Genomic DNA, 25,990 nt, shown 5'->3' on the forward strand with positions numbered 1-25,990 from the left:
TTAGCGCTCGACCTCGCGGTTCCAGCGCTTGGTCCAGTCGTCGCGGGCCGCGTTGATCGCGTCCCAGTCGGGCGCGATGATCAGCTTGGCGCGCTCGCCGACCGGCGCCATCTTCAGCTCCGGCATGTTGACGTCGACCTTGGTGTTGACCGGGCCGTTGCCCATTTCCTTGGCCATGCCGGTCTGCACCGGCGCCGACACCAGCAGCTTGATCATCTCGTGGGCCAGCGGATTGACCGAGGCCTTGGCGACCGGGCAGGCCGAGGCGAGCAGGATGGGCGAGCCTTCCTTCGGATAGATGAAGTCGACCGGGAAGCCGGTGTTGGCGAAGGCCTGCACGCGGCCGGTGCCCCACACCGCGATGTTGGCCTGACCCGACTGGAACAGCTCGGTCATCTTGCCGGGCGACGGCTCATAGACCAGCACGTTTGGGTTGACGTCGTTCTTCATCACCTTGAAGCCCGGCTCGATGTTCTTCTCGCCGCCGCCGTTCATGCGGGCGAACATCATCAGCGTGTAGAGCCCGTAGGTGTTGTTGATCGGCGGGATCACGAGCTGCTTCTTGAATTTCGGATCCTTGAGGTCGTTCCACGAAGTCGGGATCGGCCAGCCCTTCTCCTTGAAGACCTTGGTGTTGATCATGAAGCCGGTGCCGGTCTGGCCGACGGCGACCGCCTTGTCGTCCTTGAACAGCGCCGCGGGATAGAGCTCGCTCTTGTCCATGCCCTGGATGGGCGCACAGAAGCCGAGCTGGATCGCCTGGTACATGACGCCGTCGTCCATGATGGCGACGTCGATCACCTGGTTGCCCTTCTGGGCCTGCAGCTTGGCCAAGGTGTCCGTCGAGTTGCCGGCGACATACTCGACCTTCACGCCGTGCTTCTTCTCGAATTCGGGAAAGACTTCCTTGCGCAGGTGGCTGTCCCAGACGCCGCCATAGGCGGCCACGGTGAGCGTCTTCTGTTGCGCGAAGGCAGGCGCGGCCAGCACCATCAGCGCGGCGGCGATGCGGATGGACTTCAGCATTCCCAACTCCCTCAGTTCCCCTCTGGAAAGCATAGCATGAACGTCAGCTCGTGCTTGTTGTAATGCAGATGCAGGACTCGTGCCCCCGGCAGCGCGGCGAAGGCCGCGGCCGTCTCGTGGTCGGTCTCGCCCTGGAACTTGATGGTGCAGACGAAGTTCTTCACCAGCCCGGAGGCCCGCCACTTCTCGACCAGCCTGAACAACCGCGCCGGGTAGCAGATGATATCGGAGAACAGCCAGTCGACCGGGCCGATGCTGGCCGGTTCCAGTGCAAACGCACTCTCGCCGCGCCATTCGACACCCGGCATCGCCGCCACCTTGGGGTCGAGCGGCGCCTTGTCGATGGCAATGACGTGCGCGCCGAGCTTGGCCAGCACCCAGGTCCAGCCGCCCGGACAGGCGCCGAGATCGAGACAGCGTTCGCCCGGCTGCGGCCAGCGGCGCAGGCGCACCAGCGCCTCCCACAGTTTCAGGTAGGCGCGACTCGGCGGTCCGACCTTGTCCTCGATCAGCTCGACCTCGCCGTTGGCGAAGGGCGAGCTGCACGCAGCGGCCGCCAGCATCCGGTCGGGCGCCAGCAGGGTCCACGATCCGAGCGGCGCCGTCGGCGCGGCCGTGGGGAAGACCACCGGCTTGGCCGAGACGTGCGGCAGCTTCTCCTGGATGAGTGCCGCGCGACGATGATGGAGCGGTGCGTACATGGCCCAGTTGCGCTGGATGTCGCGTAGCGACTTCGCCGCCGTGCCGATCGAGGCGACCGGCAGCTCGATGCAGTCGTGCCAGATGTTCGCGGCCCATGCCGCTTGCACCGGCGGCGCGTCGGACAGGAGGAGACGGCCGTGCGTCGCGCGGATCTCGACGCCGTTCCGCGCCAGTTCCTCGTGCAACTGGCTCTCCAGTCCATCGACGGCGAGATAGGCCGTGGTCACGCAGTCTCTCGAAGATTGAACATAATCAATATCAATGTAACAGGCCGGCCATGGAAAATCCGTCAAACCCCATGCTAGCGTTATTCATCAACGGAGGGAGAGAGTCATGTTCACCAAACGGTTCCTGATCGCCGCCGCGCTCGCAGGGTCGCTCGCGACCGCCGGCGCCGCGTTCGCGCAGAGCCAGCCGATCGTCGGCATCTCGACGGTCACCACCTATTCCATCGACGCGACCATCACCGCGATCGACACGACCAAGCGCACCGTGACCTTCACCGGCCCGGCCGGCCGTTCACTGACGGCCAACGTCAGCCCCGGCGTCAAGATGGACACCAGCAAGGTCGGCGACGCCGTCTCGGCCGCGTTCGAGAACAAGCTGACCTTCGTGCTGTCCGGCCCGAACGCCAGCACGCCGCGCGACCGCGACATGAGCGTCACCGCCGCCGCCACGTCGAACAACAGCGCCGCCGGCGTCAAGGCCGACCAGACCGTCGCCAATTGGTGGGTGACGGGCGTCAATGCTTCGGCCGGCACGATCTCGGTCGTGAATCCCACGGGCGGCGAAGTGCAGACCTACTCGGCGGCGACGCCGGAAGGCCGCGCGCAGCTTCCCCGGGTCAAGACCGGCGACAAGCTGACCGCCATCGACACGTCGGTGCTGGTCGTGGCGATCACGCCGAAGAAGTAACGACTCAAAGAGACGGTTCTGCGCTCCCGGGGCTCACCGGCTCCGGGAGTTCAGCCGCCGCGGCGGGTCAGGCTGCCGCGCATCACGCCGCTGGTCGTGCGCAGTTCCAGCATCACACTGTCACCGGCCGCCCGGCCGGTCGCGGTGAAGGAGACCATGGAGCAATCCTGGCTCTCATAGGCTTTTCCGGCTCCGGAAATGTCGCCGTTCGGCGACACGGCGAGCGACAGTGCCGAGGTCCCGCATCCCGGATGGTTGATGCGGCCGATCAGCTGGCCGCCGGCAATACTCAGTTCCGCCGTCACCACCCCCGGCACCTCCGCCATGCCGGTCGTCGACATGCCGCCGCCATAGACCCCGTCATGCGAGCCGGTGGCCCTCGGCGCGGCTGAGGATGCTTGCGGTGCTGTCATCGAGCCAGGTGTGCGCGCACCAGGCGCGGCCGGCGCCGGAGCTTCGCGAAACAGAGCCGGGACTTGGGCCGCGGTGAGATAGCCCGTCGCGGCATGGCCTTTGGCTTTCTGCCAGGCCGCGATCATCTCTCGCGAGCGCTGGCCGAACGTGCCATCGGCGCCGCGCGTGTCGTAACCTAGCGAGGTCAGCACCGTCTGGATGCGCTGGCGGTCGGCGGTGATGAGCTGCAGCGCCTCCTCGCCCTCGCGCGCGGCCACCGCCGGATCGACTTCCGGCGTGGGCGTGGTGGCAGCCGCGGCCTGTGGCGCGGCGGGCGCGCTCTCAGCGGTCTGCTTGGGCGCGACGGCGTAGTACGCGCCCCCCAGCGCCAGCACGACGACGGCCGCCGCCGCCAGCAACGCAGGCTTCCAGCGACGCGGTGGCGTGACCGCAAGGGCCACCGGCTGGGTGGGTGACGTCGGAGGGGTGGGTGGTGTCGGCGGTGTGGGTGGCGTCGGCGGCAGCGTCGGCTGCGGCATGACCACCGTCGCCTCCGTGTCCGCCATCGCGCCGCCCAGCAATGCCCGCCACGCGGCGATCGACTGCGGCCGTTCGTCGAAGCGCACGGCCAGGCCCGCATCGATGCCAGCGAGAAGCTGCTGGGGGAACGCCGAGAGCTGGAGGCCGGTCAGCGGCTGGTAGGTGTCCTCCAGCAGGCGATCGAAAGCGCTGGGCGGCGCCTTGCCGGTGATGGCGTGATGCAGCGTCGCCGCCAGCCCGTAGATATCCGTCCACGGCCCCTGCTTGCCGGTGGTGAACTGCTCGGGCGCGGCATAGCCCGGCGTGAATATCGCCGTCATGGTCGAGGAGCGGCCGGCGATCGCCAGGCGCGCGGCGCCGAAATCGATCAAGGTCGGCACGCCGGCCTCGCTCAGCAGGAGATTGCCGGGCTTGATGTCGCGATGCAGGTAGCCGGTCGCATGGACCTGCTGCAGCCCCTCGAGCAGCGGCGGCAGGAACGTCTCGACCTCGTGCGACGAGAGCGGACCGCGGCTCTTCACCCGATCCTCGAGGGTGCCGCCACGCACCAGCTCCATCACCATGTAGGACGTGCCGTTGGCCTCGACGAAGTCGAAGACCTTCACGATCGCCGGCGCGTCATGAAGGCTGGCCAATGTCCGGCCCTCGGCCACGAAGCGCTCGCGGCCCCACGAGAAATCCTCCGCGACCTCGGTGGAACGCGGCAGGACCGACGCGCCATCCTGGCGAACCGCAAGCGCCGGCGGCAGGTATTCCTTCAGGGCCACTTCGCGGTCGAGTTGGGTGTCGCGGACGCGATAGGTGATGCCGAAGCCACCCTGCCCCAGCACTTCCAGGACCTCGTAGCGGCCGACCACCCGTCCCGGCGCCAGCGCCACATAGTCGACGACGGCTTCGGCCGGAGCGGCAGGCGACCCGGCAGGTTTATCGGCGGGCTTCTGGCCCGAATCGTCGTCCTTGATATGCATGTCACTCCTGCCCCTCACAGCAACGATCTGGGAAGGCTGGCGTTCCTCAGATACCCGCCAGAGGAAATTGCAGTGGAGTCATCCATGGCACAGGCCTTCAAGATCCTCGACGAAACCCCGGAACCCGCTCTCTACGAGTCGGAAATCCGCGTGCCTACGGCAGGAACCTGGCTCGGTCTCGGCGCCGGCATCCTCGTCGTCGTGGCCGGATTCGTCTGGACGATCCTGTAGCGACACCCCGAGAGGCGAGCTAACCTCCGGACAACACGGAGGAATTTCATGGCGAAGTTCGGTATCGGGCAGTCTGTGCGCAGGGTCGAGGACCCGCGACTTCTGACAGGCGGCGGTCGCTACACCGACGACACCAAGCTTTCGGCCCCGGCCGCCCGCGCCTACGTGCTGCGCTCGCCACATGCCCATGCCGACATCAAGAGCATCGACACCTCGGCCGCGAAGACTGCGCCCGGCGTATTGCTGGTCCTGACCGGCGAGGAGGTGAAGGTAGCCGGCTACGGAGACCTTCCCTGCCTCGTCCCCGTCACCAACCGCGACGGCACGCCCCGGGGCGAGACGCCCCGCCCGATGCTGGCCCAGGGCCGCGTCCGCCATGTCGGCGATCCGGTGGCGCTGGTCGTCGCCGAGACACTGGAGCAGGCGAAGGACGCCGCCGAGCTGATCGAGATCGACTACGCGCCGCGCCCGCACACGGTCGGCACCTTCGAATCGGCGCAGCCCGGCGCGCCGCTGGTCCACGACCACATCAAGGACAACCTCGTCTTCGACTGGGAGATGGGCGACCGCGCGCGCACCGAAGCGGCTTTCGCCAAGGCCGATCGCGTCGTGAAGCTCGAGATTGTGAACAACCGCCTGGTCGTGAATTCGATGGAGCCGCGCGGCGCCATCTGCGAGTACGACCCGGCTGACGACCGCTCGACGCTGTGGGTCTCCTCGCAGGGCGTCAGCGTCATCCGCCCCGTCGTTGCCGACATGATCCTGAAGATCGGCCAGTCCAAGCTGCGCGTTCGCACTGGCGACGTGGGCGGCGGCTTCGGCATGAAGATCTTCGTGCATCCGGAATATCCGCTGGTCGTGTGGGCCAGCCGCGCGCTGAAGCGTACCGTGAAGTGGATTCCCGATCGCCAGGAGGCGTTCCTGTCGGATGTGCAAGGCCGCGACCACGTCTCGCTGGCGGAGATGGCGCTCGACAAGGAAGCCAAGTTCCTCGGCCTGCGCGTCACCACGCATGCCGCGCTCGGCGCCTATCTCAGCCATTTCGGCGCGTTCATCCCGACCATGGCGGGCAGCGGCATGCTGGCCGGCCTCTACCAGACGCCCACGATCTACGTGAACGTGAAGGGCGTGATGACCAACACCGTGCCGACCGATGCCTATCGCGGCGCCGGCCGTCCGGAGGCCGCCTATCTGCTCGAGCGCTTCGTCGACCATATCGGCCGTGAGACCGGCTTGGGACCGGCCGAGATTCGCAAGCGCAACCTCGTGAAGCCGAACCAGATCCCGTGGAACACGGCGCTGGGCGACACTTTCGATTCGGGCGACTTCGACAACGTGATGCTGAAGGGCATGGAGAAGGCCGACTGGAAGGGCTTCCCTGCCCGCCGCGCCGCCTCACTGGCCAAAGGCAAATGGCGCGGCATGGGCATGGCGACCTATGTCGAGAAGTGCTCGGGCGGCGCGCCGGAGAGCGCCATCGCGAAGTTCAACGACGACGACACGATCACCGTGTTCGTCGGCGTGCAGACCAATGGCCAGGGCCATGAGACGGCCTTCACGCAGATCATGTCGGCGCGGCTCGGCGTCGATGCCGATCGCATCCGCATCGTGCAGGGCGATTCGGACTTCACGCCCGAGGGCATGACCGGCGGCAGCCGCTCGATCCCGGTCGCGGGTGCCGCCGTGCTGGGCGTCAGCGACAACATCATCGAGAAGGGCAAGCTGGTCGCCGCGTCGGCGATGGAAGCGGCGGCGGGCGACATCGAATATGCCGACGCCACTTTCCGCATCGTCGGCACCGACCGCACGATGAGCCTGTTCGACGTGGCGCGCGCCGCCCGCGATCCCAAGCATGTGCCGGAGGGCGGCAAGCCCGGCCTCGACGATGCGTTCACGCGTACGCCCGAGGCCGCGACCTTCCCCAACGGTTGCCATGTCTGCGAGCTGGAAGTCGATCCCGACACCGGCACGCTCGAGATCCTGAACTATTCGATCATGGACGATTTCGGCACGGCGCTTAACCCGCTGCTGCTGCAGGGCCAGGTCCATGGCGGCGTCGGACAGGGCGTCGGACAGGCGCTGACCGAGAAGACGATCTACGATCACGACTCGGGCCAGCTCATGAGCGGTTCGTTCATGGATTACGCGCTGCCGCGTGCCGACGTGGTGCCGCATGTGAAATTCGACATGCACAACAGCCTGTGCACGACCAATCCGTTGGGCGTGAAGGGCGCGGGCGAGGCCGGCGCGATCGGCGCGCCGCCGTCCGTGATCAACGCCATCGTCGACGCGATCTATCCGCACACCGGCCTGAAGCATATTGATATGCCGGTCACGGCGTCGTCTTTGTGGGCCGCCATCGATGCCCATCGTGCCAGGAAAGCAGCGTAGAAAAGCATGACCGACAAAGCGAACGACCCGACCCTCGCCTCCGCCCTCGCCGATTCGGTGAAGGCGATCGATGCCGACTACAGCGAGGAGATGCGCGAACTGCGCGCCCTCTTCGAGGAAGCGCGACTGGAAGCCGAGAAGGACGAGCCGAGCGACGTGAAGCTGAAGGCGCTACTCAACGACGCCAACGAGATGGCGCGCACCTTTGCAACGCTCGATCCGGCCTGGGGCGCCGTCCAGCGCGTCGCGCGCCTGTTCGGCATTCTCTAGCCGGCGGCTCCCGGTGTCGGTCGAATTCCTGATCACGACACTGGTCATCGTGGCCTCGCCCGGCACCGGCGTGCTCTACACGCTGGCCGCCGGCCTTTCCCGAGGACCACGCGCCAGCGTCGTGGCGGCGTTCGGCTGCACCCTGGGGATCGTGCCCCATCTCGCCGCGGCGATCCTGGGACTTGCGGCGCTGCTGCATGCCAGCGCGCTCGCCTTCGACATCTTCAAGTATGCCGGCGTCGCCTATCTGCTCTACATGGCGTGGAGCGCCTGGCGCGAACGCGGGCCGCTCAGCCTCGAAAGCAACGAGGCGCCGCGCTCGGACCTGCAGGTGACGGTTCATGCCGTGCTGATCAACCTGCTCAACCCCAAGCTCTCGATCTTCTTTTTCGCCTTCCTGCCGCAGTTCGTGCACGCCGACGATCCCAACGCGCTGCCCGACATGCTGGCGCTCAGCGGCGTATTCATGCTCGCGACGTTCGTTGTCTTCGTTATCTATGGACTGTTCGCGGCGTCGGTACGCCGTCAGGTCCTGTCGCGCCCCGCGATCGTCACCTGGATGAGGCGGACCTTCGCCGCCGCCTTCGTGGCGTTAGGCGCCAAGCTCGCCCTGACGGAGCGATAGGGCTCCGTCGAAGCCCGATCTCCGCCGTTCGATAGCACGCCGGATCGCGCGGGTCGCCTTCGCGTCGAGAAAGAAGGCGCGCTCGCTGCGATAGTTTTCGTAGCGCGCCACCTCGATCGCACCGACGGCTTTGGCGAGCCGGTCGGCGTCGATCTTGCGCTCGAAGGCGCAATGGATCGCCGGACCGCATTCATCCTCCACCGTGCGGACGGAATAGTGGCCCTGCGGTGGAAAGGTGACGATCAGGTCGTGGAGTGCACGTGCCGTCTCGACGATCGGCTGCCCGCCGTCGTCGGCCTGGCCCAGGACCAGGTAGGGACTGATGTCCTCGAGGGTGTTGCTCTCGCTCATGCAGGATCAACGATAGGTGCGCTGCAATAGTTGCGTCCATCTTGTGACTCGAAAGGCTCCGGCAACCATTCCCTGTGGTCGGCGTTCCTAAAGCGCACGAGTTGAACCGCGGATGTACCGGTGAGCTCGTAAAGGCCCGCCCGGCATATGCTGGAGCGGGTCTTTTGCGTTGCCTACGCGACTTTTTCGGCTCACTCGTCTATGACTCCGGCATCCGATTCAGCCCCGGAGTCTGCCGTGCGTACCCTCTTCCGTTCGGGCGTTCTCGCAGCCGCCCTGCTCACAAGCCTTCCCGCCGTCGCGCAGGATACCGTTTCCATCGGCGGCATGACCAAGCATGCGTTCGGCATACCCGTGTCGTTCGAGAACGGCGACACGTTCTGCCTCATCAGGTTCGAGGACGATCGCGGCCGGCCCTTCCGCGAGCCAGCGGATTTCGAACTGTGCGCGCAGGAAAAGTCGCTGAAGGGCAAGCGCCTTGCGCTCACCTACAGGGCCACGCGCGTTCAGTCGCCATCCTGCCAGGGCGACCCCGACTGCAAGAAGAGCGACATGGTCGTGCTGGTCGTCGCGGTGAAGCCGACGACGATCGGGACGAACCCGCCGCCGCCTCCGCCGCCCGCCCCTCCGGCGCCCACTCCCGCCCAGCAGGCGAACAGGCAGACATCCTTCTGCACGACGGCGGAGACGGTCGTCTTCAGTTGCTACACCAGCCCCATCAAGCTGGTGTCGGTCTGTGCCTCGAAGGATGCCGCGCCGGCCAAGGGTTACGTGCAGTACCGAACCGGCAATCCCGACGCGAAAACTCCGATCGATCTCACGCTTCCGGCCGCCCAGATCCCGCCGCCACAGGCGGCCAATGGCGACACGCTCTCCTTCTCCGGCGGCGGCGGCGCGTGGCTGCGTGTCTCGACCGCGACCATCGGCTTCGTCGTCTACACCGGTATCGGCAAGTGGGGACCGCGCGGCGAGACGCAGGAGAAGGCCGGCATGGTCGTCGAGCGCGACGGCAAGCAGGTCGCCAACCTGAAGTGCACCGGCAAGCCGACCAGCCTGCTCGGCCCCGACTGGTTCACGAAGGTCGGCATCAAGCCCGGCAACCGCGACTTCGATCTGCCCGAATGACGATCCACGTGAAGAGAGACCTCCCGATGTCCCGCCCGCTGAAGACCCTGGCCGCTGCCTTCGCGCTCTGCCTGTCGACCCTGGCCGGCGCGCAGGCGCAGGAACCGTGGCGCGCCTACGAAGGGCTGGAAGCGATCGAGATCCCGTTCGCCAATGGCCATATCTCGATGGCGCACGTGCCGCAGATCTGGCTCAGCCTGAACGGCGCCCGGCCGCGCTGGTTCGGCATGGACACCGGCTCGACCGGCATCGTGACCTCGGCCGAGCATTTCATTCCCGGCCCCAACGACGTCTCCCAGGGTCCGGGACGCCTCGTCTACAACAGCAGCGGCCGCGTTCTCGAGGGCGAGCACTGGTTGACCGACGTCGTGATCCGTCGCAACGAGCACACGCCGGTCGCCACGGCGCGCGTCCAGGTCCTGCGCGTCAATCGCATCACCTGTCTCGAACATGCGCGCGACTGTCGCCCGGAGAACGAGCCGCGCAACGTCGGCTTCATGGGCATCGGCTTCGACCGCGGCAAGGCCCAGGCCACCGCCGACAACACCTCGCCCAAAAACCCGTTCGTGAGCCTCGTCTCGCTCGCCTCCGGCCGGCCGGTGAGTTCGGTGCGGCAGGGCTATGTCATCACGCGCACCGGCGTGCATCTCGGCATGACGCCTGAGCTGACGCGCCACATGGCCTTCGTGAAGCTGACGCCCAAGGCGCATCCGGCCGGCATTCCCGACTGGAACGGCGCGCCCATGACCGTCTCGGTCAACGGCGTCACCGGTCGCGGCACCATGCTGATGGATACCGGCATCGACTACATGTTCCTGTCTCCGCCGCAGGGCACCGGGCTGGAGCGCGGCCGCCGCGCGCCCGAGGGCACGCGCATCGAGCTTTTGATGCCCGACCGCCAGCGCCCGCAACCGGCCTTCTACACCTTCCATGTCGGCCGCCGCGGCAACCCGCTCCATCCCGAGCGGGTCGAGGTGGTGCACGACGCCACCATCTTCGTGAACACCGGCCGCATGTTCCTGGAGGGCTTCGACTACCTCTACGACGCCGCCGGCGGCTATGTCGGCTACGGCTGGAACGGCCGGGTCAGCCATGAATATGGCGGCGTGACGCCGGGCTCCTACGGCCCTCGCGAATAAAATTCGACAGCAGTGTCGGGACGGGGCGACGCCGTTCGTCCTTGGGACAGAACGACCTCACAGGAGCCTGAAATGACCGCCACGCCTGCCGCCGCCGCCGCCAACGACCGCGAACTCGTCCTGACGCGCCTCATCGATGTGCCGCGCGAAAAACTCTACCGCTGCTGGACCGAGCCGGCGCTGCTGATGCAGTGGTTCGCGCCCAAGCCCTACATCACGCCCAAGGCCAAGATGGACGTGCGTCCCGGCGGCGCCAACCTGATCGTGATGCGCGGGCCCGACGGTCAGGACATGCCCAATCGCGGCATCTATCTCGAGGTCGTGCCGAACGAGCGGCTGGTGTTCACCGACGCCTTCACCGAGGCGTGGCAGCCTTCGGCCAAGCCGTTCATGACGGTGATCCTCACCTTCGAAAACAAGGACGGCAAGACGCTCTACACCGCGCGCGTCCGGCACTGGACGGTCGAGGATCGCGAGATGCACGAGAAGATGGGCTTCCATCAGGGCTGGGGCATCTGCGCCGACCAGCTCGCCGCGCTGGCCGCGACACTCTGACGGTCCATGCAACGACCGCGTCCTCCGGGGGTTGAGTTCAAAACACTCCCTCGGAGGATCCGATGATCAGGAACACCCTCATCGCCATTTTTGCCTGCGTTGCCATCGCAGGAACGGTGCACGCCCAAACGGGCGGGCCGGGTTCGAGCAGCGGCGGCATGTCGACATCGCCCGCTCCGGCCGGCACCTCACCGACCGTTCCGACGAGCCCGCCCGCCTCGCCGCCGGCCGCCTCACCGGTCAGCCCGTCGCCGACCACGCCCGGCGCACCGAGCGCAGGCCAGCCCGGCGTCGGCTCCGACACCAACCGTCAGGCACCGCCCCCGGGCACGCGCTAACTGTCGCCTTTAATTGTCGTCCTGAGCGCAGCGAAGGACCTCACAGAGCGACCAAAGGACTCCGTTGCTAGCGTTAGATCCTTCGCTACGCTCAGGATGACAGGTGCGACCTATTCCACGGTCATATTCGCTTCGCGCACGATCGCCTCGTAGCGCTTGCGTTCGGCGGTGATGAAATCGGCGAACTCGGCCGGCGTACCGGCGACCATGTCGCCGCCCTGGCTGGCGACCACCGACTTCGCGCCTTCGGTCGCGCAGGCCTTCACCGTCTCGTCGGCGATCTTCTTCACCAGTTCGGGCGGCATGCCCTTCGGTCCCAGCAACCCGTACCAGGCGACGGATTCGTAGCCGGGCACGCCCGCTTCGGCCACGGTCGGCAGCTCGGGATAGTATTGGCTGCGCTTGGCCGAGCTGACGGCCAGCGCCCGCATCTTGCCGGTGGTGATCAGCTCCTTCGAGTTGGGCTGCGTGATCATCATGTTGACGTTGCCGGCCATCAGGTCGAGCTGCCCCGGATTGCCGCCCTTGTAGGCGACATGCGTCAGGTTGAGCTTGGCCATGTGCGCGAACAGCGCGCCGGCGAGATGCTGCGAGGAGCCGTTGCCGCCCGAGGCATAGGTGAGCGGCGGCTGTGCGGTCTTCGCCAGCTCGATCAGCTCCGGCAGCGTGTTGGCCTTGACCGACGGATGCACCAGCACGAGCTGCGGGAAGGTCGCGAGCAGGCTTATGGGCGTAAAATCGTTCACGCCGTCATAGGGCAGCTTCTTGTAGATCAGCGGATTGATCGCGTGACCCATCGCCACGACGCTGAGCGTGTAGCCGTCACCCGGCGCCTTGGCGACGATCTCGCCCGCCACGACGCCGTTGGCGCCGGCGCGATTGTCGGCCACCACGGGCTGGCCCCAGGCCTGCGCGAAATGCTGGCCGACGGCGCGCGCCATCAGGTCGGTGGTGCCGCCCGCGGCGAACGGGATGACCATGCGAATCTGCTTGTCGGGGTACGCGCCCTGGGCGCGGACGATGGCGGGCGCGACCGACGGCGCGAGCGCGAGGGCGGCGGCGCCCCGCAGGAAAGACGAACGCTTCATTGCAGATAGTATCCCGACGGTGTGCCCTTGACGGTGGTGCGCTCGAGGTGGCGGATCTGGCCTTCCTGATAGTCGCCGAGCGCGATGTGCATGGTGCAGCGATTGTCCCAGAGGATGATGTCGTCCTGCTGCCACTGGTGGCGATAGACGAACTGCGGCCGGGTCGCGTGGCGCACCAGATAGTCGATCAGGGGCCGGCTCTCCTCCGGCGTCATGTCGACGAAGCACGAGACCTTCTCGCCGATATAGAGCGCCTTGCGGCCGGTCTCGGGATGCACGCGCACCACCGGCTGGGCGATCGGCGGATTGATCTTGCGCTGCTCCTTCTCGCGATCGGAGTTCGGATCGTCGACCTTGCGGCTGCCGGTATGGATGCCGTGCAGCCCCTCGACGATCTTCTTCATCCCGTCCGACAGCGTGTCGTAGGCGAGGTACATGTTGGTGAACATCGTGTCGCCGCCGACCGGCGGGATCGTGATGCCGCGCAGCAGCGAGCCGAGCGACGGCACCGGCGTGAACGACATGTCCGAATGCCACTGCTGGCCGGTATATTTCGACGCCGACTGCTTGCCGTCCTTCTCCGGGATGTTCGTCACCAGCAGCAGCTCGGGATAGTCGGGGTGCCGGTCGCGCGGCAGCGAGTCGTGATTGTCGAGTTCACCGAAGCGGCGGCTGAAGGCGATGTGCTGCTCGCGCGAGATCTTCTGCTTGCGGAACAGCAGGATGCCGCTTTCGAGGAAGGTCCGGTGGATCTGGTCGAATTCGGAGTTGCTGAGCGGCTGGGCGAGATCGACGCCCTGGATCTCCGCGCCGAGTGCGTGGGAGAGAGGCCTGACGGAGAGCGGCATGGATGGGTCCTCACCGGGAGTGAATTTTACCGACCGTGCGCCCGACGCGGCTTTGCCGTCAAGAAATCCGGCCGCGGCCTGCGGAACATGCGACGCAAACGCGCTATAGAGGCCGGGAATGATCGCGCTGCTTCACAAGACCATCGTCGGCACCATCCGTCGCCTGCCCCTGCCCGCCGCCAAGCTCTGCTTTCGCGGCTACAACAAGGTGCTGCGGATGCTGGCGCCCGAGCATCTGGCCACGACCTATTTCGGCGCGAAGATCCACTGCAATCCGAACGACCTGATCCAGCGGATGATCCTGCATTTCGGCGTGTGGGAACCCGACGTTTCCGGGGTCATCGAACAGAACCTGGCGCCGGGCGACGTGTTCGTCGATATCGGCGCCAACATCGGCTACGACACGCTCCTCGCCGCCTCGCGCGTCGGCCCCCAGGGCACGGTCATCTCGATCGAGGCCTCGCCGCGCACCTTCGCGCTGCTGCAACGGAACATCGCAGCCAATCCGTTCGCCGCCAATGTTCGCGCCGTCAACGCGGCGGTCTCCGACCAGCCCGGCACGCTCGACCTTTACGAAGTCAATGAAGCCAATATCGGCGCGGCGACCACGCTCGCATCGCGCGGCGGCAAGCTGGTGGCCTCGGTCGAGGCGCTGCCGCTGGAGCAGATTTTGGCGCCGCACGAGCTGGCCCTGCTGCGGCTGATCAAGATGGACGTCGAAGGCGCCGAGCCGCCGATCCTGCGTCACCTGCTGGACCAGATCGCGATCTATCCGCCGACCCTGGAGATCATTGTCGAAGCCAGTCCCGAGGACGACTTCGAGGCCTGGCGCGATGTCTTCGAGCAGATGCGCGCCGCGGGCTTCAACGCCTGGGCGATCGAGAACGACTACGAACTCGACTGGTACCTGCGCTGGCGCCGCCCGGCGAAGCTGCAGCGCGTCGACGCCATGCCGACACGGCAACAGGACCTCCTGTTCACGCGTCGTTAAGCCACGCTCGCCAGCACCGCTTCGCGCAGCACGCGCAGCGGTGACACCGACTGATCGGGCGTGTCGTAGTTGCCGGCGGTCACTGCCACCACGAGATCCAGACCGGGGAAGACCCAGAGGCGCTGGCCGCCGTTGCCATAGGCGCCATTGAAGCGTTCGAGCCGATTGCGGCTCCAGCCCGGGCCGGACGGAACCGTGAAGGCGATGTCACCCATGTACCACTGGTAGCCGTAGCGGCGGATTTCATCGCAGCTCACATATTGAATCGTTGCGCGCTCGACCCATTCCTTCGGCACGATTCGCCTGCCGTCGATCTCGCCGCCCTGCAGCACGAGCTGGCCGATGCGCGCCAGGTCGCGGGGCCGCAGGCGCAGACCAGAGGCTGCGAAGGGTTCGTCCCTGGCATCGGTCAGCCATTCGCTGGGGCCGAGGCCCAACGGATCGAACAATGCCTCGCGCGCGAAGTCGTGCAGCGTCCTGGCCGTGCCTTGTGCGATCATCCGGCCCAGCAGCGCCGTGGCGCCGCCAGTGTAGACCCAGCGCGTGCCCGGCTCGAACACCACCGGCCGCTCCAGCACGTAACGATACCGGTCGGGCGCGAGGTCCATCGCGACTTCGCTGTTGGCGGGACCTGTGTAGGGCACGCTGAGTTCGTCCCAGTCGGTGCCCATGGTCATCGTCAGCACATGATGCACCGTCCACTTCGCACGGTCCGGATCGGCCGCGAGGTCGGCATAGTCGGGGAACGAACGCAGCAGCGGCGCCTCGGGCGGCGGGACCTTTCCCTGCGCCAGCGCCACACCGTAGAGCAGGCCCACGATGCTCTTCGAGACCGAACGCAGGTCGTGCAGCGTGTCGGGACCGAAGGCGATGGTGCCGAGCGAGCGCCCGCGCGCCCAAACGGCTCCGTCGAAGTAGCGTTCGAGCACCAGCTTGCCGCCGCGCGCCACCACGACGCCGTGCACGTTGGAGATGCGCTTGTCGGACATCAGTGCGTCGAGCCTGCTCGGGAGATCCGGCGCGAAGCCCGATGCTTCGGGCAATTGCGTCTGCCACGACGCGGATGGGGCAGACGAAATCGACGGCGCCATGACGAGTGCTCCAAGCGATGAGAGACGGGCGGGCGATCGAGAAATCGCACCGTTACCTTTCGAACATTAGCACTCAGTGTTCAAAAAGTGCCGTTCTACGGAACCCCATCGGCATCAGATCACAGGTTTAACTCACCCTCTGCAACGGAACGATCGCTACGAATCGGTCGTTGGATACCGCAGCCGAACAGCTGGAGTAATTTTACCTATACGGAGTGTGGCAATGAAACGGGATTGGGACTGGCGGCGAACACGTGCCGCCGTATGTACGGCAGCCCTTTTCGCCCTGACGGTGCAGACAGCAGCCCAGGCACGCGAAAGCGACCAGCAGGCTGCCCTCGCAGCTTCTTCACCGGCGCCGACGTGCGTGGACAAGGCCGATACCGCCCCCGCCACCCGCATCGTCGCATGTACTCTCGCCATCGATGCAAAGAACCTGAAAGGCAGTGAGCTCGCAGCCGCCCATCTCAATCGCGGGCAGGCCTATCGCGCCGTCGGCGACCAGGCGCGCGCCGCGTCGGACTATGGCGAAGCGATCCGCCTGTTCGAAGAGTCCACCAAGACGGCGTCACTCAATTCCAACCAGTTCCTGCAGCGCGGCATCGCCTATCACGCGACCGACGATACCGAGCGCGCGCTCTCGGACTATGACGAGGCGATCCGCCTCGACACCGGTAATGCGCTGGCCCATGTCGATCGCGGCATCCTGATCGCCACGCGCAAGGCCGACATGCGCAAGGCGATCGGCGACTTCGACAAGGCGCTGGCCCTCGTGCCCGACAATGTCGATACGCTGATCCTGCGCGGCAACGCCTACACGTCGGTGGGCGAGCATGGCCGCGCGCTGGCCGATCTCGACCGCGCCGCCGAGCTGGCGCCCGACAATCCCCGTGCCTTCATGGTGCGTGGTCTGGTCAACGCCCGCCTCGGCGACATGCAGCGCGCCTTCGCCGACTACAACATGGCGCTGTCGCTCGATCCGAAATATGTCGACGCGCTGGTCAATCGCGCGGCGATCTATTCGATGAGGGGCGCCAACGACAAGGCGCTTGCCGATCTCAACCAGGCGATCGAGCTGCAGCCCGATCACGCGCTCGCCAACTACAATCGCGGCTACGCGAACTTCGCCCGTGAGGACTACGACAAGGCGATTGCGGACTACACGCGCGCCATCAAGGCCGATGGGCGCATGAGCTGGGCCTACAACAATCGCTGCCTGACTCGCATGGTCGTGGGCAAGGACCTTGCCGATGCGCTGTCGGATTGCGACGAGGCGTTGAAGCTGCAGCCCGACAATGTCCAGACTCGCGAGACGCGCGGCTTTATCTATCTGAAGCTCGGCGAGAAGGACATCGCGCTGCGCGAGTACGAGACTGCCCTGCGCAGCGATCCGGACCGTCCGCTCGCCCTCTATGGACGCGGCCTCGCCCGCGTGGCCAAGGGCGACGTGAAGGCCGGCGAGACCGACAAGGCCGCGGCGCGCGCGCTGATGCCCGCCGTCGATCGCCAATTCGCAAGCTACGGCCTGAAGTAGAGGCCGTAGCTTACGAGGCGCGCCACAGCGCCTTCAACGGACCGTCCGCTCCCGCGACGGGATCCATCTCCGGCAACGGCACCGCCGCCACCGCGCCGCGGGCCGCCTCCATCCCCATCTCGCCCGGCCGCTTCTGATCGAAGCGGCCGTTGCGCGGATAGGCGCCGATAACCAGCAGGTCGGCGCTGGCCGCGATGCGCTGGTGGCCCATGCCCGCCGGCAACACCACGACATCACCGGCCGCGACGTCGAGCACGCGGCCCGGTGCGCCACCGAAACGAACGCTTGCGTGTCCCGCGGCGATGCCCAGCACCTCATGCGTGCCGGTATGAAAATGGAGGAACGGATAGATGCCGTTGCGCCAGCCGTTGATCCATCCGTGCGCGGCGAACGTACCCTCGAACCAGCGCGTCGCGTCGTTTGCGCCGTCAGGCACCGCCGCGCGGTACACGAGTAACGGTAGCGTCGAATTGTTCGGCGTCTCGTCGTCGCCGTCGAAGCGGAATGTGGCGGGATCGGGCGTCTTCATGGGCACGGCACTCCATACCTCCGGACCGGGATTGGCAACCTTCCGCTCCCACATCGTTGACTAGGGAAGATCGAGGAGAAGGACATGCGCTACCAAGTCCAACCCGCGACCTCTGCCGACGTTGCCCATGTGGCGACCCTGCTGGAGGACGAACCCGCTTCCCTGGATTGGCCCGAGACGGATCCGAGCCATCGCCTCCTGGAAGTGTGCGCCTTCAGCACGCAGATCTGGGCGGCGCGCCGCCTGAGCGACGGTGAGACGAGCGCCCTTTGGGGTGTCACGCCGCGACTCGACAATCCCGAGATCGGCTACCTGTGGATGCTGGCCGTAGCGTCGTTCGAAGGCGATTCGCGCGAGTTCGCGATGCTCTGCCGTCTCGTCTTCACCGAAATGCTCGACCAGTTCCCGCGGCTGGAGCAGCACATCGATGCGCGCAAGGATCGGACCCTCGATCTCCTGCGAGGCTTGGGCTTTCACATCGGCCGGCCCGAGCGACAGCTCGGCTCGTCGACGACCCTGCATCACGTGTGGCTGGACTCGGACCAGTTCAGCCACCTATCGAACCGTCCAAGCGGCACGTCGGCGATGATCCACTAGTCCGAAAAATAGAAAGCCCCGCCGCCATTTCAGGCGCGGGGCCAGATTATCCGCCGTTCAGTCACCATTACATCCGTGGCTCACCCCGGCGGACGCCCGCGACCAATCTGATCGCTGGGACTGAACTAATATGGACCTGCTTTTACAGACTTCAAGGGGCCATACGCTCTGCACTTAACTTTGCCATCTCTTTTTGGTTTGCGAACGGATCGCAGGTCTGCCTAACGTGTGCCCCTTCGGGGGAGATCATATGTCGCAAAATCGTCGTTCGTTGCCCGCACTGGCCCGCCTCTTGCCGTCGGGCGCGCTGGGACTGTCGGCTGGTCTGGCTGCCGCCGATGCGGGCGCCACCGTTGCCGCGCCGGCCAACGAAAAGGCCTCGGTCGCCGAACGCCTCCAGTCACTGCGCACCGACGTATCGGGCGCCCTCGAACAGTATCGCAAGGATGGCGCGCCCTTCGTGGCCGTCGACGCCGAGCAGCAGCTTGCCTGGTGGGGCAACGGCGGCTGGCGCAACGGTGGCTGGCGCAATGGCGGTTGGGGCAACGGCGGCTGGCATAACGGCTGGCACAACTGGTGATCATGTCCACCACGCCTGAAATCGGCATGGTGGTCGTGCAGCCGACGCCCTTCTGCAATATCGCCTGCACCTACTGTTATCTGCCCGACCGCTCCAACAAGCACGTCATCGCCCAAACGACGGTGACGCGGCTGTTCGAGCAGATCTTCGCGTCGGGCTGGTCCTGTCCCGAGATCACCGTGATCTGGCACGCCGGCGAGCCGCTCGTGGTGCCGGTCTCGTTCTATCGCGAGGCCTTCGCGACGATCGAGCAGATGCGGCCGGCGACGGTCCATATCAAGCATTCGTTCCAGACCAACGGCACGCTGATCAATGCCGAGTGGTGCGCTCTCTTCAAGGAATGGGGCGTCGGCGTCGGCGTGAGCCTCGACGGGCCGCGCGAGCTGCACGATCTCCATCGCAAGAGCCGCAGCGGCAAAGGCACCTACGACAAGACGATCGCCGGCATCCGGTCCTTGCGCGAGAACAACGTGGAATTCCACGTGATCTCGGTATTGTCGCACACCAGCCTCGACCAGCCCGAAGAGCTGCTCGACTTCTACCTGTCCGAAGGCATCGACCAGATCTGCTTCAACGTCGAGGAATCCGAGGGCGATCACGTCTCGAGCCTCTTCCACGGCCCCGAACTGCGCCGACGCTACGCCGCCTTCCTGCGCACCTTCTGGCACCTCGCCCGCAAGAGCGGCCGCGTCCGCTTCGTGCGCGAGATCGACCTCGCCCTGCCGCGCATGTTCCGGCCCGAGGGCGTGCCGACGCGCAACATCCAGACCGAACCGCTGGCGATGCTGAACGTCGACAGCCACGGCAACGTCTCGAGCTTCAGCCCCGAGCTGCTCGGCCTGAAGAACAAGGACTACAGCGACTTCCTCCTGGGCAACATCAACTTCCAGTCCCTCCAGGAAATCCGCGACACCTGTCTCGCCTCGCCGCTCTACCGCGACATCGCCGCGGGCGTGCAGGCCTGCAGCAAGTCTTGCGATTATTTCTCGGTGTGCGGCGGCGGTGCGCCGGTGAACAAGCTGTTCGAGAACGGCAGCTTCGCGGGCACCGAGACGTCCTATTGCACGCTGACGCAGATGGTGCCGACCGACATCATCCTCGAAGCCTACGATCGCCTCGAGCGCAGCGCGGCCGTCGTGCCGCCGCAGACCGCCCTTTCGTTTTCGTCTGTCCAGAGCGGCGACGCAGCCGCCTAGCTATCGAGGAAACCATGGACCGTTTGAAGCTCTTCGCCCTGACCACTTTGGTGGCTGCAGGTTCGATGCTGGGCGCCGCCCAGTTGAGTGCGCAACAGCGCCCGGCGCAGGGCGGATCGGCCCCGCCGCCGCAGGCCACGCCCTCCACGCCCAAGGATGCCGGCCCGACACCGGGCGGCGGCGCACCGGGACAGGAAGGCAGCCGCCCCTTCCCCGTCATGTTCGTCACCAGCGTCGAACTGATCCGTTCGACCCGCGACGGCGGCATGGACATCATCCGCGCCCGTGGCCTCGTCACCTCCAACGGCTGGAGCGAACCGCATCTCCTGCCGATCACCCGCGGCGAAGGCATCGACGGCATGCTCGACCTGATCTTCCAGGCCGGCGCGCCGCAGGAAATGGCCCCGCTCGGCCCGTTCATGGTGGTCGAGGCGATTCTCCCCGTGGCCAACGGCCATCCCTACAAGGGCATCCGCGTTCGCTCGGGCTATAACGCCGTCACCCTGAAGACGCTTCCGGGCGTCTCCGAGGTCGCGCCGCCGAAGGAAGATTGCGCCAAGTGCCTGGGCAAGTACTTCCAGGCCAAGGGCGCCGCGGCCCCCGCCGGCCAGGCTGCCGGCAACGTCATCAAGGAACAGGATCTGCCGTACCCGCTGCGCATCATCCGCCCGGCCGACGGCATCCCGAGCTACGACTACGAGCCTAACCGTCTGACCCTCGTGCTCTCGGAGGCCGGTCAGATCATCGACGCCGCCTGGGACTGACGGCGCATCCAAGTCTTTCGCAAACGGTCATCGAAGTTTCGATTGCCAATTTTCAGGGGCTTGCGCACGCTGCAGCCCTCTCCAGGGAGATAGGAATGTCAAAGGATCGACGTACACTCCGGACACTGGCGCAGCTCCTGCCGTCGGGCGCTCTCGGCCTCTCGGTCAGCCTCGCCGCCGCCGATGCATCGGCCACCACCACCACCGGTCCCGAAGACGCCAACAAGGCGTCGGTGGCGGACCGCCTGCAGTCGATCCGGACCGATGTCCTCGGCGCAGTGGAACAGTATCGCAAGGACGGTGAGCCGTTCGTCGCCGTCGACCCCGAGCAGCAGCTCGCCTGGTGGGGCAACGGCTGGCACCGCGGCTGGGGCTGGGGCGGCTGGCGCAACGGCGGCTGGGGCAATGGCTGGCACAATGGCGGCTGGGGCAACGGCGGTTGGGGCAACGGCTGGCACAACGGCTGGCACAACTGGTAAGGCCGCCCGTCCTCACCCACCCAAATACCCTTCAGCCTTCCGCTATCGAGGACGCCATGACCGCCAAGAAGCTTTTTGCCCTCGCCTCCCTGGTCGCCGCCGGTGCCCTGCTGGGCGGCAGCCTGACCGCCAACGCGCAACAGCAGGCGCCGCAGGCCACGCCGTCGACGCCGAAGGATGCCGGCCCGACGCCGGGCGGCGGCGCACCTGGACCGGAAGGCACACGTCCCTTCCCGGTGATGTTCGTCACCAGCGTCGAACTGATCCGTTCGACCCGTGACGGCGGCATGGACATCATCCGCGCCCGTGGCCTCGTCACCTCCAACGGCTGGAGCGAACCGCATCTTCTGCCGATCACCCGCGGCGAAGGCATCGACGGCATGCTCGACCTGATCTTCCAGGCCGGCGCGCCGCAGGAAATGGCCCCGCTTGGCCCGTTCATGGTCGTCGAGGCGATCCTGCCGGTGGCCAACGGCCATCCCTACAAGGGCATCCGCGTTCGCTCGGGCTACAACGCCGTCACCCTGAAGACGCTTCCGGGCGTCTCCGAGGTCGCGCCGCCGAAGGAAGACTGCGCCAAGTGCCTCGGCAAGTACTTCCAGGCCAAGGGCGCCACGGCCCCCGCCGGCCAGGCCGCCGGCAGTGTCGTGAAGGAAGAGGACCTTCCCTACCCGCTGCGCATCATTCGCCCGACGGACGGCATCCCGAGCTACGACTACGAACCCAACCGCCTGACCCTCGTCCTTTCGGAAGCCGGTCAGATCATCGACGCCGCCTGGGACTGAGACGAAATCAGGTTCCTCCCCATTCAAATGGGGAGGTGGCGGCGTCCTACGCCGTCGAAGGGGTCATGGCGTTGCAAAGCCCATGACCCCATCGCCCCGTATGACGGGGCACTTCCCCATCCGAATGGGGAAGCAGGGAGACTTTAAATAGGCGCCAGCGCATGTCGTAGCGGGCCGCTCGACACCTGCATCAGCCCATCGAAGGGTTGGCCCAATTCCAGAATCAGATAGATCGCACTGGCCGCTGAAAGCGCGCAGAAGAAAAGCACGCTCAGCATCGTGCCGTTGGCATCCGCCGACATCGCGAAGGTGCCGAAGATGAAGCACAGCCACAGCACCAGCACGAACACGAAGGGCTTGGAGAGCGAGTCCTGCGGGTGCGAGAAAAGCGTGAGCTGGATCTGCGCCAAGGCGTTGCTGACGGTCGAGGCACGGGCCTGCAGCGAAGTCTGCAGCGGATCGCGCGGCACCAACTGACGCAGCTTGGTGATGACCTGCGCCTCGGAGGCCGAGCTCTGCGCCGGCGTCTCGCCGGGCACCGCGTCGTCGCGCCAGATCGTGTTCACGATGGCGGCAACGTCCTGGCGGAGGGCCTGCCGCAGCGCCACGCCGTCGGCGCCGTAATCCTTGAGTAGGCGATCGAGTTCGATGACGTTGGCGGTGAGCTGACCGACCTGGCTGTTGGTCGCCTCGTAGGATGCGCGCGTCGAGGCGAAGAGCAGCGCCGTCACCAGCGCGGCCATCGTGGCCACCAGCGCGGTCGCGAGCTTGATGACGTCCTTGGAATCGCCGCTCAGATGTTTCTCGGGCAGCTTGTGGCGGAGGAAGACACCGGCGGCGACACTGGTCAGGATCAGACCGAGAGCAAGTAGCGCGACTGCGACGGCACTCAACTTCTCACCTCTTACAAGCCCGGGACGTCTCGTTAATATAATCGCAATGAGCCTACCGGGGACACCTTACCAGACCGTTACGGCCGACTACTTCGCCCGCCGCGGCCTGCGTCGCTATGCCGGCGTGTTCTCGCTGTGGGCATTGGGCGTGGGCGCGGTGATCTCCGGCCACTATTCCGGCTGGAACCTCGGCCTGCTGGCCGGCGGCTGGGGCGGCTACGCGCTGGCCGGCTGCATCATCGCTGTCATGTATCTCGGCCTCGTCTTCTGCATCGCCGAGATGGCCGCGGCGCTTCCCCATACCGGCGGCGCCTATTCCTTCGCGCGCGCCTCGATGGGCCCATGGGGCGGCTTCGTCACGGGGCTCTGCGAGAACGTCGAATACGTGCTGACGCCGGCCGTCATCGTCTCGTTCCTGGCGACGTATCTCGCGGCGGTGTTCGAAACGCCGCCGGCCTGGCTGCCGGCTTACTGGGTCGCGGGCTATGCGGTGTTCGTGGCGCTGAACGTCTGGGGCGTCGAGCTTTCGTTCAGGGTCACTGTCGTCGTCACGCTCGCGTCGCTCGCCTGCCTCGCGGTGTTCTGGATCTCCGCACTGCCCGTCGCCGACTTCAGCCGCCATGCGCTCAACATCGGCGCTGCACCCGACGGCAAGCCCGTCGAACTCGCGAACGGGGGTGGGCCTCTCCTGCCCTTCGGCTTGCAGGGCGCGCTGGCGGCGCTGCCCTTCGCGGTCTGGCTGTTTCTCGCGATCGAACAGCTTCCGCTGGCCGCCGAGGAAGCGATGGATCCGTCGCGCGACATCCCGCGCGGCATCGTGGCCGGGCTGCTGACGCTCTTCGTCTCCGCCGGTCTTACGGTTTGGCTCAATTCATCGGTGGCGCCGGGCAGCTTCCAGCTCGCGAGCTCGGGCGAGCCATTGCTCGACGGCTTCCGCGCGACCTTCGGCAACGGGCTGGCCAAGCTGCTGGCGCTGGTCGCCTGCGTCGGCCTGATCGCCAGCTTCCACACCATCCTCTTCGCCAAGGGCCGGCAGATCTATTCGCTGTCGCGCGCCGGCTATTTCCCGCGCTTCCTGTCGGTCACCCATCCGCGCCACAAGACGCCGCATGTCGCGCTGATCGCCGGCTCGGCCGTGGCGCTGCTGATCATGTTCGCGCTGTGGTTCGGCATGGGCGCCGAGAAAGGCGCGGCGACCATCCAGGGCATGCTGCTCAACATGGCGGTCGCGGGCGCGATGCTCTCCTACCTGCTGCAGGCCATCAGCTTCCTGGTGCTGCGCGCGCGATTGCCGGGTCTCGCGCGCCCCTATCGCTCGCCGCTCGGATTGGCCGGCGCCGTGGTCACCATCGTCATCGCCGCCATCACGCTCGCCTATCAGCTGCTCGACCCGGTGTTCGTGTCGGGCGTGCTGGGCGTCGGCGCGTGGTTCGCGGTGGGGATCGTGTGGTTCGCGCTGGTGGGCCGGCGCCGGCTGGTCCTGTCGCCCGAGGAAGCCTTCGCCCTGAAGGCGAGCGAATCAGTCGCTGACTGAGGCGCTGGCGGCTTTCGCTTCGAGCTCGCGCTCGGCCATGCTGGCGGTGACCTGCTTGCGGAAGCGGTCGAACTCCGGCCCGCGCAACTGGGCGCGCTTCAGTTCGGGATGGGTTGTCGGATTGACCGGCTTGCCGTCGACCTGAAGCTCGAAATGCAGATGCGCGCCGGTCGAGCGGCCGGTGCTGCCGACGAAGCCGATCACGTCGCCGCGCGAGACCATCATGCCGGGCTGCAGGCCGCGGGCGAACGCGGAGAGATGGCCGTACACCGTGGCCAGCTTGCCGCCATGCTCGATGCGGATCCAGTTGCCGTAGCGTCCGTTCGGCGCGGCGCCGACGACGAGGCCGTCGGCCGCCGCCTGGACCGGCGTGCCGGACGGCGCCACCAGGTCGACGCCGTCATGCATGTAGAGCGAGCGCGACGACGAGGAGCGCGGCGTCAGCGCGAAGGACGGAACGGCCGGGCGCCCATAGGACGAACCACCGTAGGACGAGCCGCCGTATGAAGAGGCGCCCGGCGAAGGGGCGAAGCCGGTCGCGATGCTGGCGCGCGGCATGTCGAGCGCACCGCCTGTCGGCAGGCCGGGCGGCAGGCCCGGTCGCTGCAACGGGCCACCGGCGCCCTGCGGCTTGCCGCCGTAGGACGGCGGCGGTTGGTCGAACGGATCGGCGCGCAGGCCGAAGCCCGACGAGATCGAGATGCTGTCGAGCGGCAAACGGAAGGACGGCGGTGTCGCGGACTGGCCGCTCGCCATCCAGAAACGCTCGTGGCCGTCGCGGGTGCGGAAGCGATGGATCGCCATGACGCCCTTGGGCGTGCGCAGCTCCATCCAGAGGACGCGGCCGACATCGAGCGGCGCCCCACCCTGGGTGAAGGTCCGCTCGAAGCGGACATAGAACCTGTCGCCATCGCGCATTTCCTTGGTGAGGTCGACCGAGGTGGCGAGAGCCTGCATGGCCTCCAGCATGGCCGGCGCGGGAACGCCTGCAGCCGCGGCGGAGGCCTCCAGCGACCCACCGGAAATCACCCCGGCAATGCCGATCCGGCGCTCGAACGGCAGGTAGGCCTGGTAGCGCTCGTCCTCCTGCCCGTCGCCCAGCAGGGCATCGGCAACGACGCGGCCGGAGGCCTGCACTTCTTCCGGGACCGGGCCGGCCGAGACCGGCGGCGGGACGTTGTCGGCGATGGCGATGAGCGGCTGCGGCGGCGTGATCTCGATCGCCATGGCCCGCTCGAGCAACCCGGCCACCGAGGCGAGCTGCAGGAAATGAAAGTGGTCGCGCAGGGCGGCCGCGGCGGAAGGCTGGTCGTAGAGCGGCAACGGCGGCGCGCCCAGCAGCCTGTGCTCGGCAGCGTGCGCCAGCTCACCCCACGACCTGTCGCCGGCGATGCCCTGGGACATCCCGCCAAAAAGCAATGAGACGGCAAAAGCCGCAGCGACCGAGGGTCGTGACATCCAGTCCTTCTTATTAGGGCCGACGCCGGGGCATCTCTCGTGACCGCCGCGTGG

28 protein-coding genes are annotated in these 25,990 nt (G+C 66.7%); 17 read left to right on the top strand and 11 right to left on the bottom strand.

All coding sequences use genetic code 11. From position 1 onward, the window contains the following. Nucleotides 1–1,023: an ABC transporter substrate-binding protein gene (locus AC1RP5_RS16235; RefSeq protein ID WP_493113382.1), complete on the bottom strand. Its 1,023-nt coding sequence runs from the start codon at nucleotides 1,021–1,023 to the stop codon at nucleotides 1–3. A gap of 14 nt (nucleotides 1,024–1,037) precedes the next feature. Then, on the bottom strand, nucleotides 1,038–1,955 hold the full coding sequence (locus tag AC1RP5_RS16240; protein ID WP_493112170.1) for an SAM-dependent methyltransferase: 918 nt from the start codon (nucleotides 1,953–1,955) through the stop codon (nucleotides 1,038–1,040). Nucleotides 1,956–2,061: 106 nt separating this feature from the next. Between AC1RP5_RS16240 and AC1RP5_RS16245 the strand changes: the two genes are divergently transcribed. Further along, nucleotides 2,062–2,643 carry a hypothetical protein gene (locus AC1RP5_RS16245; RefSeq protein ID WP_493112172.1) on the top strand — a complete coding sequence of 194 codons (582 nt, stop codon included), beginning with the start codon at nucleotides 2,062–2,064 and terminating at the stop codon, nucleotides 2,641–2,643. A gap of 50 nt (nucleotides 2,644–2,693) precedes the next feature. On the opposite strand, the gene AC1RP5_RS16250 is transcribed toward AC1RP5_RS16245, so the two are convergent. After that, the gene (locus AC1RP5_RS16250; RefSeq protein WP_493112174.1) at nucleotides 2,694–4,544 is read right to left on the bottom strand and encodes a serine/threonine protein kinase; all 1,851 of its coding nucleotides are present in this window, start codon (nucleotides 4,542–4,544) and stop codon (nucleotides 2,694–2,696) included. An 84-nt stretch (nucleotides 4,545–4,628) separates the two neighbouring features. Here AC1RP5_RS16250 and AC1RP5_RS16255 point away from each other — a divergent pair, with 84 nt between their 5' ends. From AC1RP5_RS16255 to AC1RP5_RS16270, 4 genes are read left to right on the top strand one after another with little or no spacing between them, the layout of a single operon-like run. Beyond that, complete coding sequence (locus tag AC1RP5_RS16255; protein ID WP_493112176.1) at nucleotides 4,629–4,775, top strand: hypothetical protein; 147 nt, start codon at nucleotides 4,629–4,631, stop codon at nucleotides 4,773–4,775. A 48-nt stretch (nucleotides 4,776–4,823) separates the two neighbouring features. Continuing rightward, a complete protein-coding gene (locus AC1RP5_RS16260) occupies nucleotides 4,824–7,166 on the top strand; it encodes a xanthine dehydrogenase family protein molybdopterin-binding subunit (protein ID WP_493112178.1) in 2,343 nt (780 codons plus the stop codon). 6 nt (nucleotides 7,167–7,172) lie between these two features. Further along, the gene (locus AC1RP5_RS16265; protein WP_493112179.1) at nucleotides 7,173–7,436 is read left to right on the top strand and encodes a hypothetical protein; all 264 of its coding nucleotides are present in this window, start codon (nucleotides 7,173–7,175) and stop codon (nucleotides 7,434–7,436) included. A gap of 13 nt (nucleotides 7,437–7,449) precedes the next feature. Further along, nucleotides 7,450–8,061 (top strand): LysE family translocator, encoded by a 612-nt coding sequence (locus tag AC1RP5_RS16270; protein WP_493112181.1) that lies wholly within the window; start codon nucleotides 7,450–7,452, stop codon nucleotides 8,059–8,061. Here AC1RP5_RS16270 and AC1RP5_RS16275 read toward each other — a convergent pair. After that, nucleotides 8,029–8,412: a hypothetical protein gene (locus AC1RP5_RS16275; RefSeq protein WP_493112183.1), complete on the bottom strand. Its 384-nt coding sequence runs from the start codon at nucleotides 8,410–8,412 to the stop codon at nucleotides 8,029–8,031. The genes AC1RP5_RS16270 and AC1RP5_RS16275 overlap by 33 nt on opposite strands. A 237-nt stretch (nucleotides 8,413–8,649) precedes the next feature. On the opposite strand from AC1RP5_RS16275, the gene AC1RP5_RS16280 reads away from it, so the two are divergent. The 3 genes from AC1RP5_RS16280 (at nucleotide 8,650) to AC1RP5_RS16290 (ending at nucleotide 11,231) form a co-directional block, all read left to right on the top strand. Beyond that, nucleotides 8,650–9,537, top strand: coding sequence for a hypothetical protein (locus tag AC1RP5_RS16280; protein WP_493112185.1), 888 nt, complete (start codon nucleotides 8,650–8,652; stop codon nucleotides 9,535–9,537). A 26-nt stretch (nucleotides 9,538–9,563) separates the two neighbouring features. Next, the gene (locus AC1RP5_RS16285) at nucleotides 9,564–10,676 is read left to right on the top strand and encodes a hypothetical protein (RefSeq protein ID WP_493112187.1); all 1,113 of its coding nucleotides are present in this window, start codon (nucleotides 9,564–9,566) and stop codon (nucleotides 10,674–10,676) included. Nucleotides 10,677–10,748: 72 nt separating this feature from the next. Continuing rightward, the gene (locus AC1RP5_RS16290; protein ID WP_493112189.1) at nucleotides 10,749–11,231 is read left to right on the top strand and encodes an SRPBCC family protein; all 483 of its coding nucleotides are present in this window, start codon (nucleotides 10,749–10,751) and stop codon (nucleotides 11,229–11,231) included. A 37-nt stretch (nucleotides 11,232–11,268) separates the two neighbouring features. Here AC1RP5_RS16290 and AC1RP5_RS16295 read toward each other — a convergent pair whose 3' ends face one another. From AC1RP5_RS16295 to AC1RP5_RS16305, 3 genes are all read right to left on the bottom strand, one after another. Then, nucleotides 11,269–11,535: a hypothetical protein gene (locus tag AC1RP5_RS16295; protein ID WP_493112191.1), complete on the bottom strand. Its 267-nt coding sequence runs from the start codon at nucleotides 11,533–11,535 to the stop codon at nucleotides 11,269–11,271. A 144-nt stretch (nucleotides 11,536–11,679) separates the two neighbouring features. After that, nucleotides 11,680–12,657, bottom strand: a complete 978-nt coding sequence (locus AC1RP5_RS16300) for a tripartite tricarboxylate transporter substrate binding protein (protein WP_493112192.1) — start codon at nucleotides 12,655–12,657, stop codon at nucleotides 11,680–11,682. Further along, nucleotides 12,654–13,505 (bottom strand): TauD/TfdA dioxygenase family protein, encoded by an 852-nt coding sequence (locus AC1RP5_RS16305; protein ID WP_493112194.1) that lies wholly within the window; start codon nucleotides 13,503–13,505, stop codon nucleotides 12,654–12,656. The genes AC1RP5_RS16300 and AC1RP5_RS16305 overlap by 4 nt, the downstream gene beginning before the upstream one ends. Nucleotides 13,506–13,623: 118 nt before the next feature. Between AC1RP5_RS16305 and AC1RP5_RS16310 the strand changes: the two genes are divergently transcribed. Then, nucleotides 13,624–14,496 carry an FkbM family methyltransferase gene (locus AC1RP5_RS16310; RefSeq protein ID WP_493112196.1) on the top strand — a complete coding sequence of 291 codons (873 nt, stop codon included), beginning with the start codon at nucleotides 13,624–13,626 and terminating at the stop codon, nucleotides 14,494–14,496. Here the strand turns inward: AC1RP5_RS16310 and AC1RP5_RS16315 are convergent. Further along, complete coding sequence (locus AC1RP5_RS16315; protein WP_493112197.1) at nucleotides 14,493–15,539, bottom strand: serine hydrolase domain-containing protein; 1,047 nt, start codon at nucleotides 15,537–15,539, stop codon at nucleotides 14,493–14,495. The two genes, AC1RP5_RS16310 and AC1RP5_RS16315, sit on opposite strands and share 4 nt — an antisense overlap. A gap of 415 nt (nucleotides 15,540–15,954) precedes the next feature. Here AC1RP5_RS16315 and AC1RP5_RS16320 point away from each other — a divergent pair, with 415 nt between their 5' ends. After that, nucleotides 15,955–17,121, top strand: coding sequence for a tetratricopeptide repeat protein (locus AC1RP5_RS16320; protein WP_493112199.1), 1,167 nt, complete (start codon nucleotides 15,955–15,957; stop codon nucleotides 17,119–17,121). A gap of 10 nt (nucleotides 17,122–17,131) precedes the next feature. Here the strand turns inward: AC1RP5_RS16320 and AC1RP5_RS16325 are convergent, their stop codons facing one another. Next, nucleotides 17,132–17,650: a cupin gene (locus tag AC1RP5_RS16325; RefSeq protein ID WP_493112200.1), complete on the bottom strand. Its 519-nt coding sequence runs from the start codon at nucleotides 17,648–17,650 to the stop codon at nucleotides 17,132–17,134. 84 nt (nucleotides 17,651–17,734) lie between these two features. Between AC1RP5_RS16325 and AC1RP5_RS16330 the strand changes: the two genes are divergently transcribed. From AC1RP5_RS16330 to AC1RP5_RS16355, 6 genes are all read left to right on the top strand, one after another. Next, entirely contained in the window at nucleotides 17,735–18,247 is a 513-nt protein-coding gene (locus tag AC1RP5_RS16330; protein ID WP_493112202.1) for a hypothetical protein, read from the top strand. Nucleotides 18,248–18,497: 250 nt separating this feature from the next. Then, complete coding sequence (grrA, locus tag AC1RP5_RS16335; protein ID WP_493112204.1) at nucleotides 18,498–18,827, top strand: GrrA/OscA1 family cyclophane-containing rSAM-modified RiPP; 330 nt, start codon at nucleotides 18,498–18,500, stop codon at nucleotides 18,825–18,827. Between the two features lie 2 nt (nucleotides 18,828–18,829). After that, the gene (grrM, locus tag AC1RP5_RS16340; RefSeq protein WP_493112206.1) at nucleotides 18,830–20,023 is read left to right on the top strand and encodes a cyclophane-forming radical SAM/SPASM peptide maturase GrrM/OscB; all 1,194 of its coding nucleotides are present in this window, start codon (nucleotides 18,830–18,832) and stop codon (nucleotides 20,021–20,023) included. Between the two features lie 14 nt (nucleotides 20,024–20,037). Next, on the top strand, nucleotides 20,038–20,787 hold the full coding sequence (locus AC1RP5_RS16345; protein WP_493112208.1) for a hypothetical protein: 750 nt from the start codon (nucleotides 20,038–20,040) through the stop codon (nucleotides 20,785–20,787). Nucleotides 20,788–20,882: 95 nt separating this feature from the next. After that, on the top strand, nucleotides 20,883–21,266 hold the full coding sequence (gene grrA / locus AC1RP5_RS16350) for a GrrA/OscA1 family cyclophane-containing rSAM-modified RiPP (RefSeq protein ID WP_493112210.1): 384 nt from the start codon (nucleotides 20,883–20,885) through the stop codon (nucleotides 21,264–21,266). 56 nt (nucleotides 21,267–21,322) lie between these two features. After that, nucleotides 21,323–22,051: a hypothetical protein gene (locus AC1RP5_RS16355; RefSeq protein ID WP_493112211.1), complete on the top strand. Its 729-nt coding sequence runs from the start codon at nucleotides 21,323–21,325 to the stop codon at nucleotides 22,049–22,051. Nucleotides 22,052–22,194: 143 nt separating this feature from the next. On the opposite strand, the gene AC1RP5_RS16360 is transcribed toward AC1RP5_RS16355, so the two are convergent. Next, nucleotides 22,195–22,944, bottom strand: a complete 750-nt coding sequence (locus AC1RP5_RS16360) for a bestrophin-like domain (protein WP_493112212.1) — start codon at nucleotides 22,942–22,944, stop codon at nucleotides 22,195–22,197. A 46-nt stretch (nucleotides 22,945–22,990) separates the two neighbouring features. Here AC1RP5_RS16360 and AC1RP5_RS16365 point away from each other — a divergent pair, with 46 nt between their 5' ends. After that, complete coding sequence (locus tag AC1RP5_RS16365; RefSeq protein ID WP_493112214.1) at nucleotides 22,991–24,478, top strand: amino acid permease; 1,488 nt, start codon at nucleotides 22,991–22,993, stop codon at nucleotides 24,476–24,478. Here the strand turns inward: AC1RP5_RS16365 and AC1RP5_RS16370 are convergent. Further along, nucleotides 24,464–25,882 (bottom strand): M23 family metallopeptidase, encoded by a 1,419-nt coding sequence (locus AC1RP5_RS16370; RefSeq protein ID WP_493112215.1) that lies wholly within the window; start codon nucleotides 25,880–25,882, stop codon nucleotides 24,464–24,466. The genes AC1RP5_RS16365 and AC1RP5_RS16370 overlap by 15 nt on opposite strands. Nucleotides 25,883–25,990 lie beyond the last annotated feature (108 nt).

It is taken from the genome of Reyranella sp. GW821-FHT12G01, from assembly GCF_058806575.1.

What these genes read in the sequence shown, in the direction of transcription:
- AC1RP5_RS16260 (WP_493112178.1), top strand. Translation starts at nt 4,824, where the DNA reads ATGGCGAAGTTCGGTATCGGGCAGTCTGTGCGCAGGGTCGAGGACCCG.
- AC1RP5_RS16250 (WP_493112174.1), bottom strand. Translation starts at nt 4,544, where the DNA reads ATGCATATCAAGGACGACGATTCGGGCCAGAAGCCCGCCGATAAACCT.
- grrA (WP_493112204.1), top strand. Translation starts at nt 18,498, where the DNA reads ATGTCGCAAAATCGTCGTTCGTTGCCCGCACTGGCCCGCCTCTTGCCG.
- grrA (WP_493112210.1), top strand. Translation starts at nt 20,883, where the DNA reads ATGTCAAAGGATCGACGTACACTCCGGACACTGGCGCAGCTCCTGCCG.
- AC1RP5_RS16325 (WP_493112200.1), bottom strand. Translation starts at nt 17,650, where the DNA reads ATGAAGACGCCCGATCCCGCCACATTCCGCTTCGACGGCGACGACGAG.
- AC1RP5_RS16345 (WP_493112208.1), top strand. Translation starts at nt 20,038, where the DNA reads ATGGACCGTTTGAAGCTCTTCGCCCTGACCACTTTGGTGGCTGCAGGT.
- AC1RP5_RS16305 (WP_493112194.1), bottom strand. Translation starts at nt 13,505, where the DNA reads ATGCCGCTCTCCGTCAGGCCTCTCTCCCACGCACTCGGCGCGGAGATC.
- AC1RP5_RS16255 (WP_493112176.1), top strand. Translation starts at nt 4,629, where the DNA reads ATGGCACAGGCCTTCAAGATCCTCGACGAAACCCCGGAACCCGCTCTC.
- AC1RP5_RS16355 (WP_493112211.1), top strand. Translation starts at nt 21,323, where the DNA reads ATGACCGCCAAGAAGCTTTTTGCCCTCGCCTCCCTGGTCGCCGCCGGT.
- grrM (WP_493112206.1), top strand. Translation starts at nt 18,830, where the DNA reads ATGTCCACCACGCCTGAAATCGGCATGGTGGTCGTGCAGCCGACGCCC.
- AC1RP5_RS16370 (WP_493112215.1), bottom strand. Translation starts at nt 25,882, where the DNA reads ATGTCCCAGGGCATCGCCGGCGACAGGTCGTGGGGTGAGCTGGCGCAC.
- AC1RP5_RS16275 (WP_493112183.1), bottom strand. Translation starts at nt 8,412, where the DNA reads ATGAGCGAGAGCAACACCCTCGAGGACATCAGTCCCTACCTGGTCCTG.
- AC1RP5_RS16290 (WP_493112189.1), top strand. Translation starts at nt 10,749, where the DNA reads ATGACCGCCACGCCTGCCGCCGCCGCCGCCAACGACCGCGAACTCGTC.
- AC1RP5_RS16265 (WP_493112179.1), top strand. Translation starts at nt 7,173, where the DNA reads ATGACCGACAAAGCGAACGACCCGACCCTCGCCTCCGCCCTCGCCGAT.
- AC1RP5_RS16300 (WP_493112192.1), bottom strand. Translation starts at nt 12,657, where the DNA reads ATGAAGCGTTCGTCTTTCCTGCGGGGCGCCGCCGCCCTCGCGCTCGCG.
- AC1RP5_RS16365 (WP_493112214.1), top strand. Translation starts at nt 22,991, where the DNA reads ATGAGCCTACCGGGGACACCTTACCAGACCGTTACGGCCGACTACTTC.
- AC1RP5_RS16285 (WP_493112187.1), top strand. Translation starts at nt 9,564, where the DNA reads ATGTCCCGCCCGCTGAAGACCCTGGCCGCTGCCTTCGCGCTCTGCCTG.
- AC1RP5_RS16310 (WP_493112196.1), top strand. Translation starts at nt 13,624, where the DNA reads ATGATCGCGCTGCTTCACAAGACCATCGTCGGCACCATCCGTCGCCTG.
- AC1RP5_RS16330 (WP_493112202.1), top strand. Translation starts at nt 17,735, where the DNA reads ATGCGCTACCAAGTCCAACCCGCGACCTCTGCCGACGTTGCCCATGTG.
- AC1RP5_RS16245 (WP_493112172.1), top strand. Translation starts at nt 2,062, where the DNA reads ATGTTCACCAAACGGTTCCTGATCGCCGCCGCGCTCGCAGGGTCGCTC.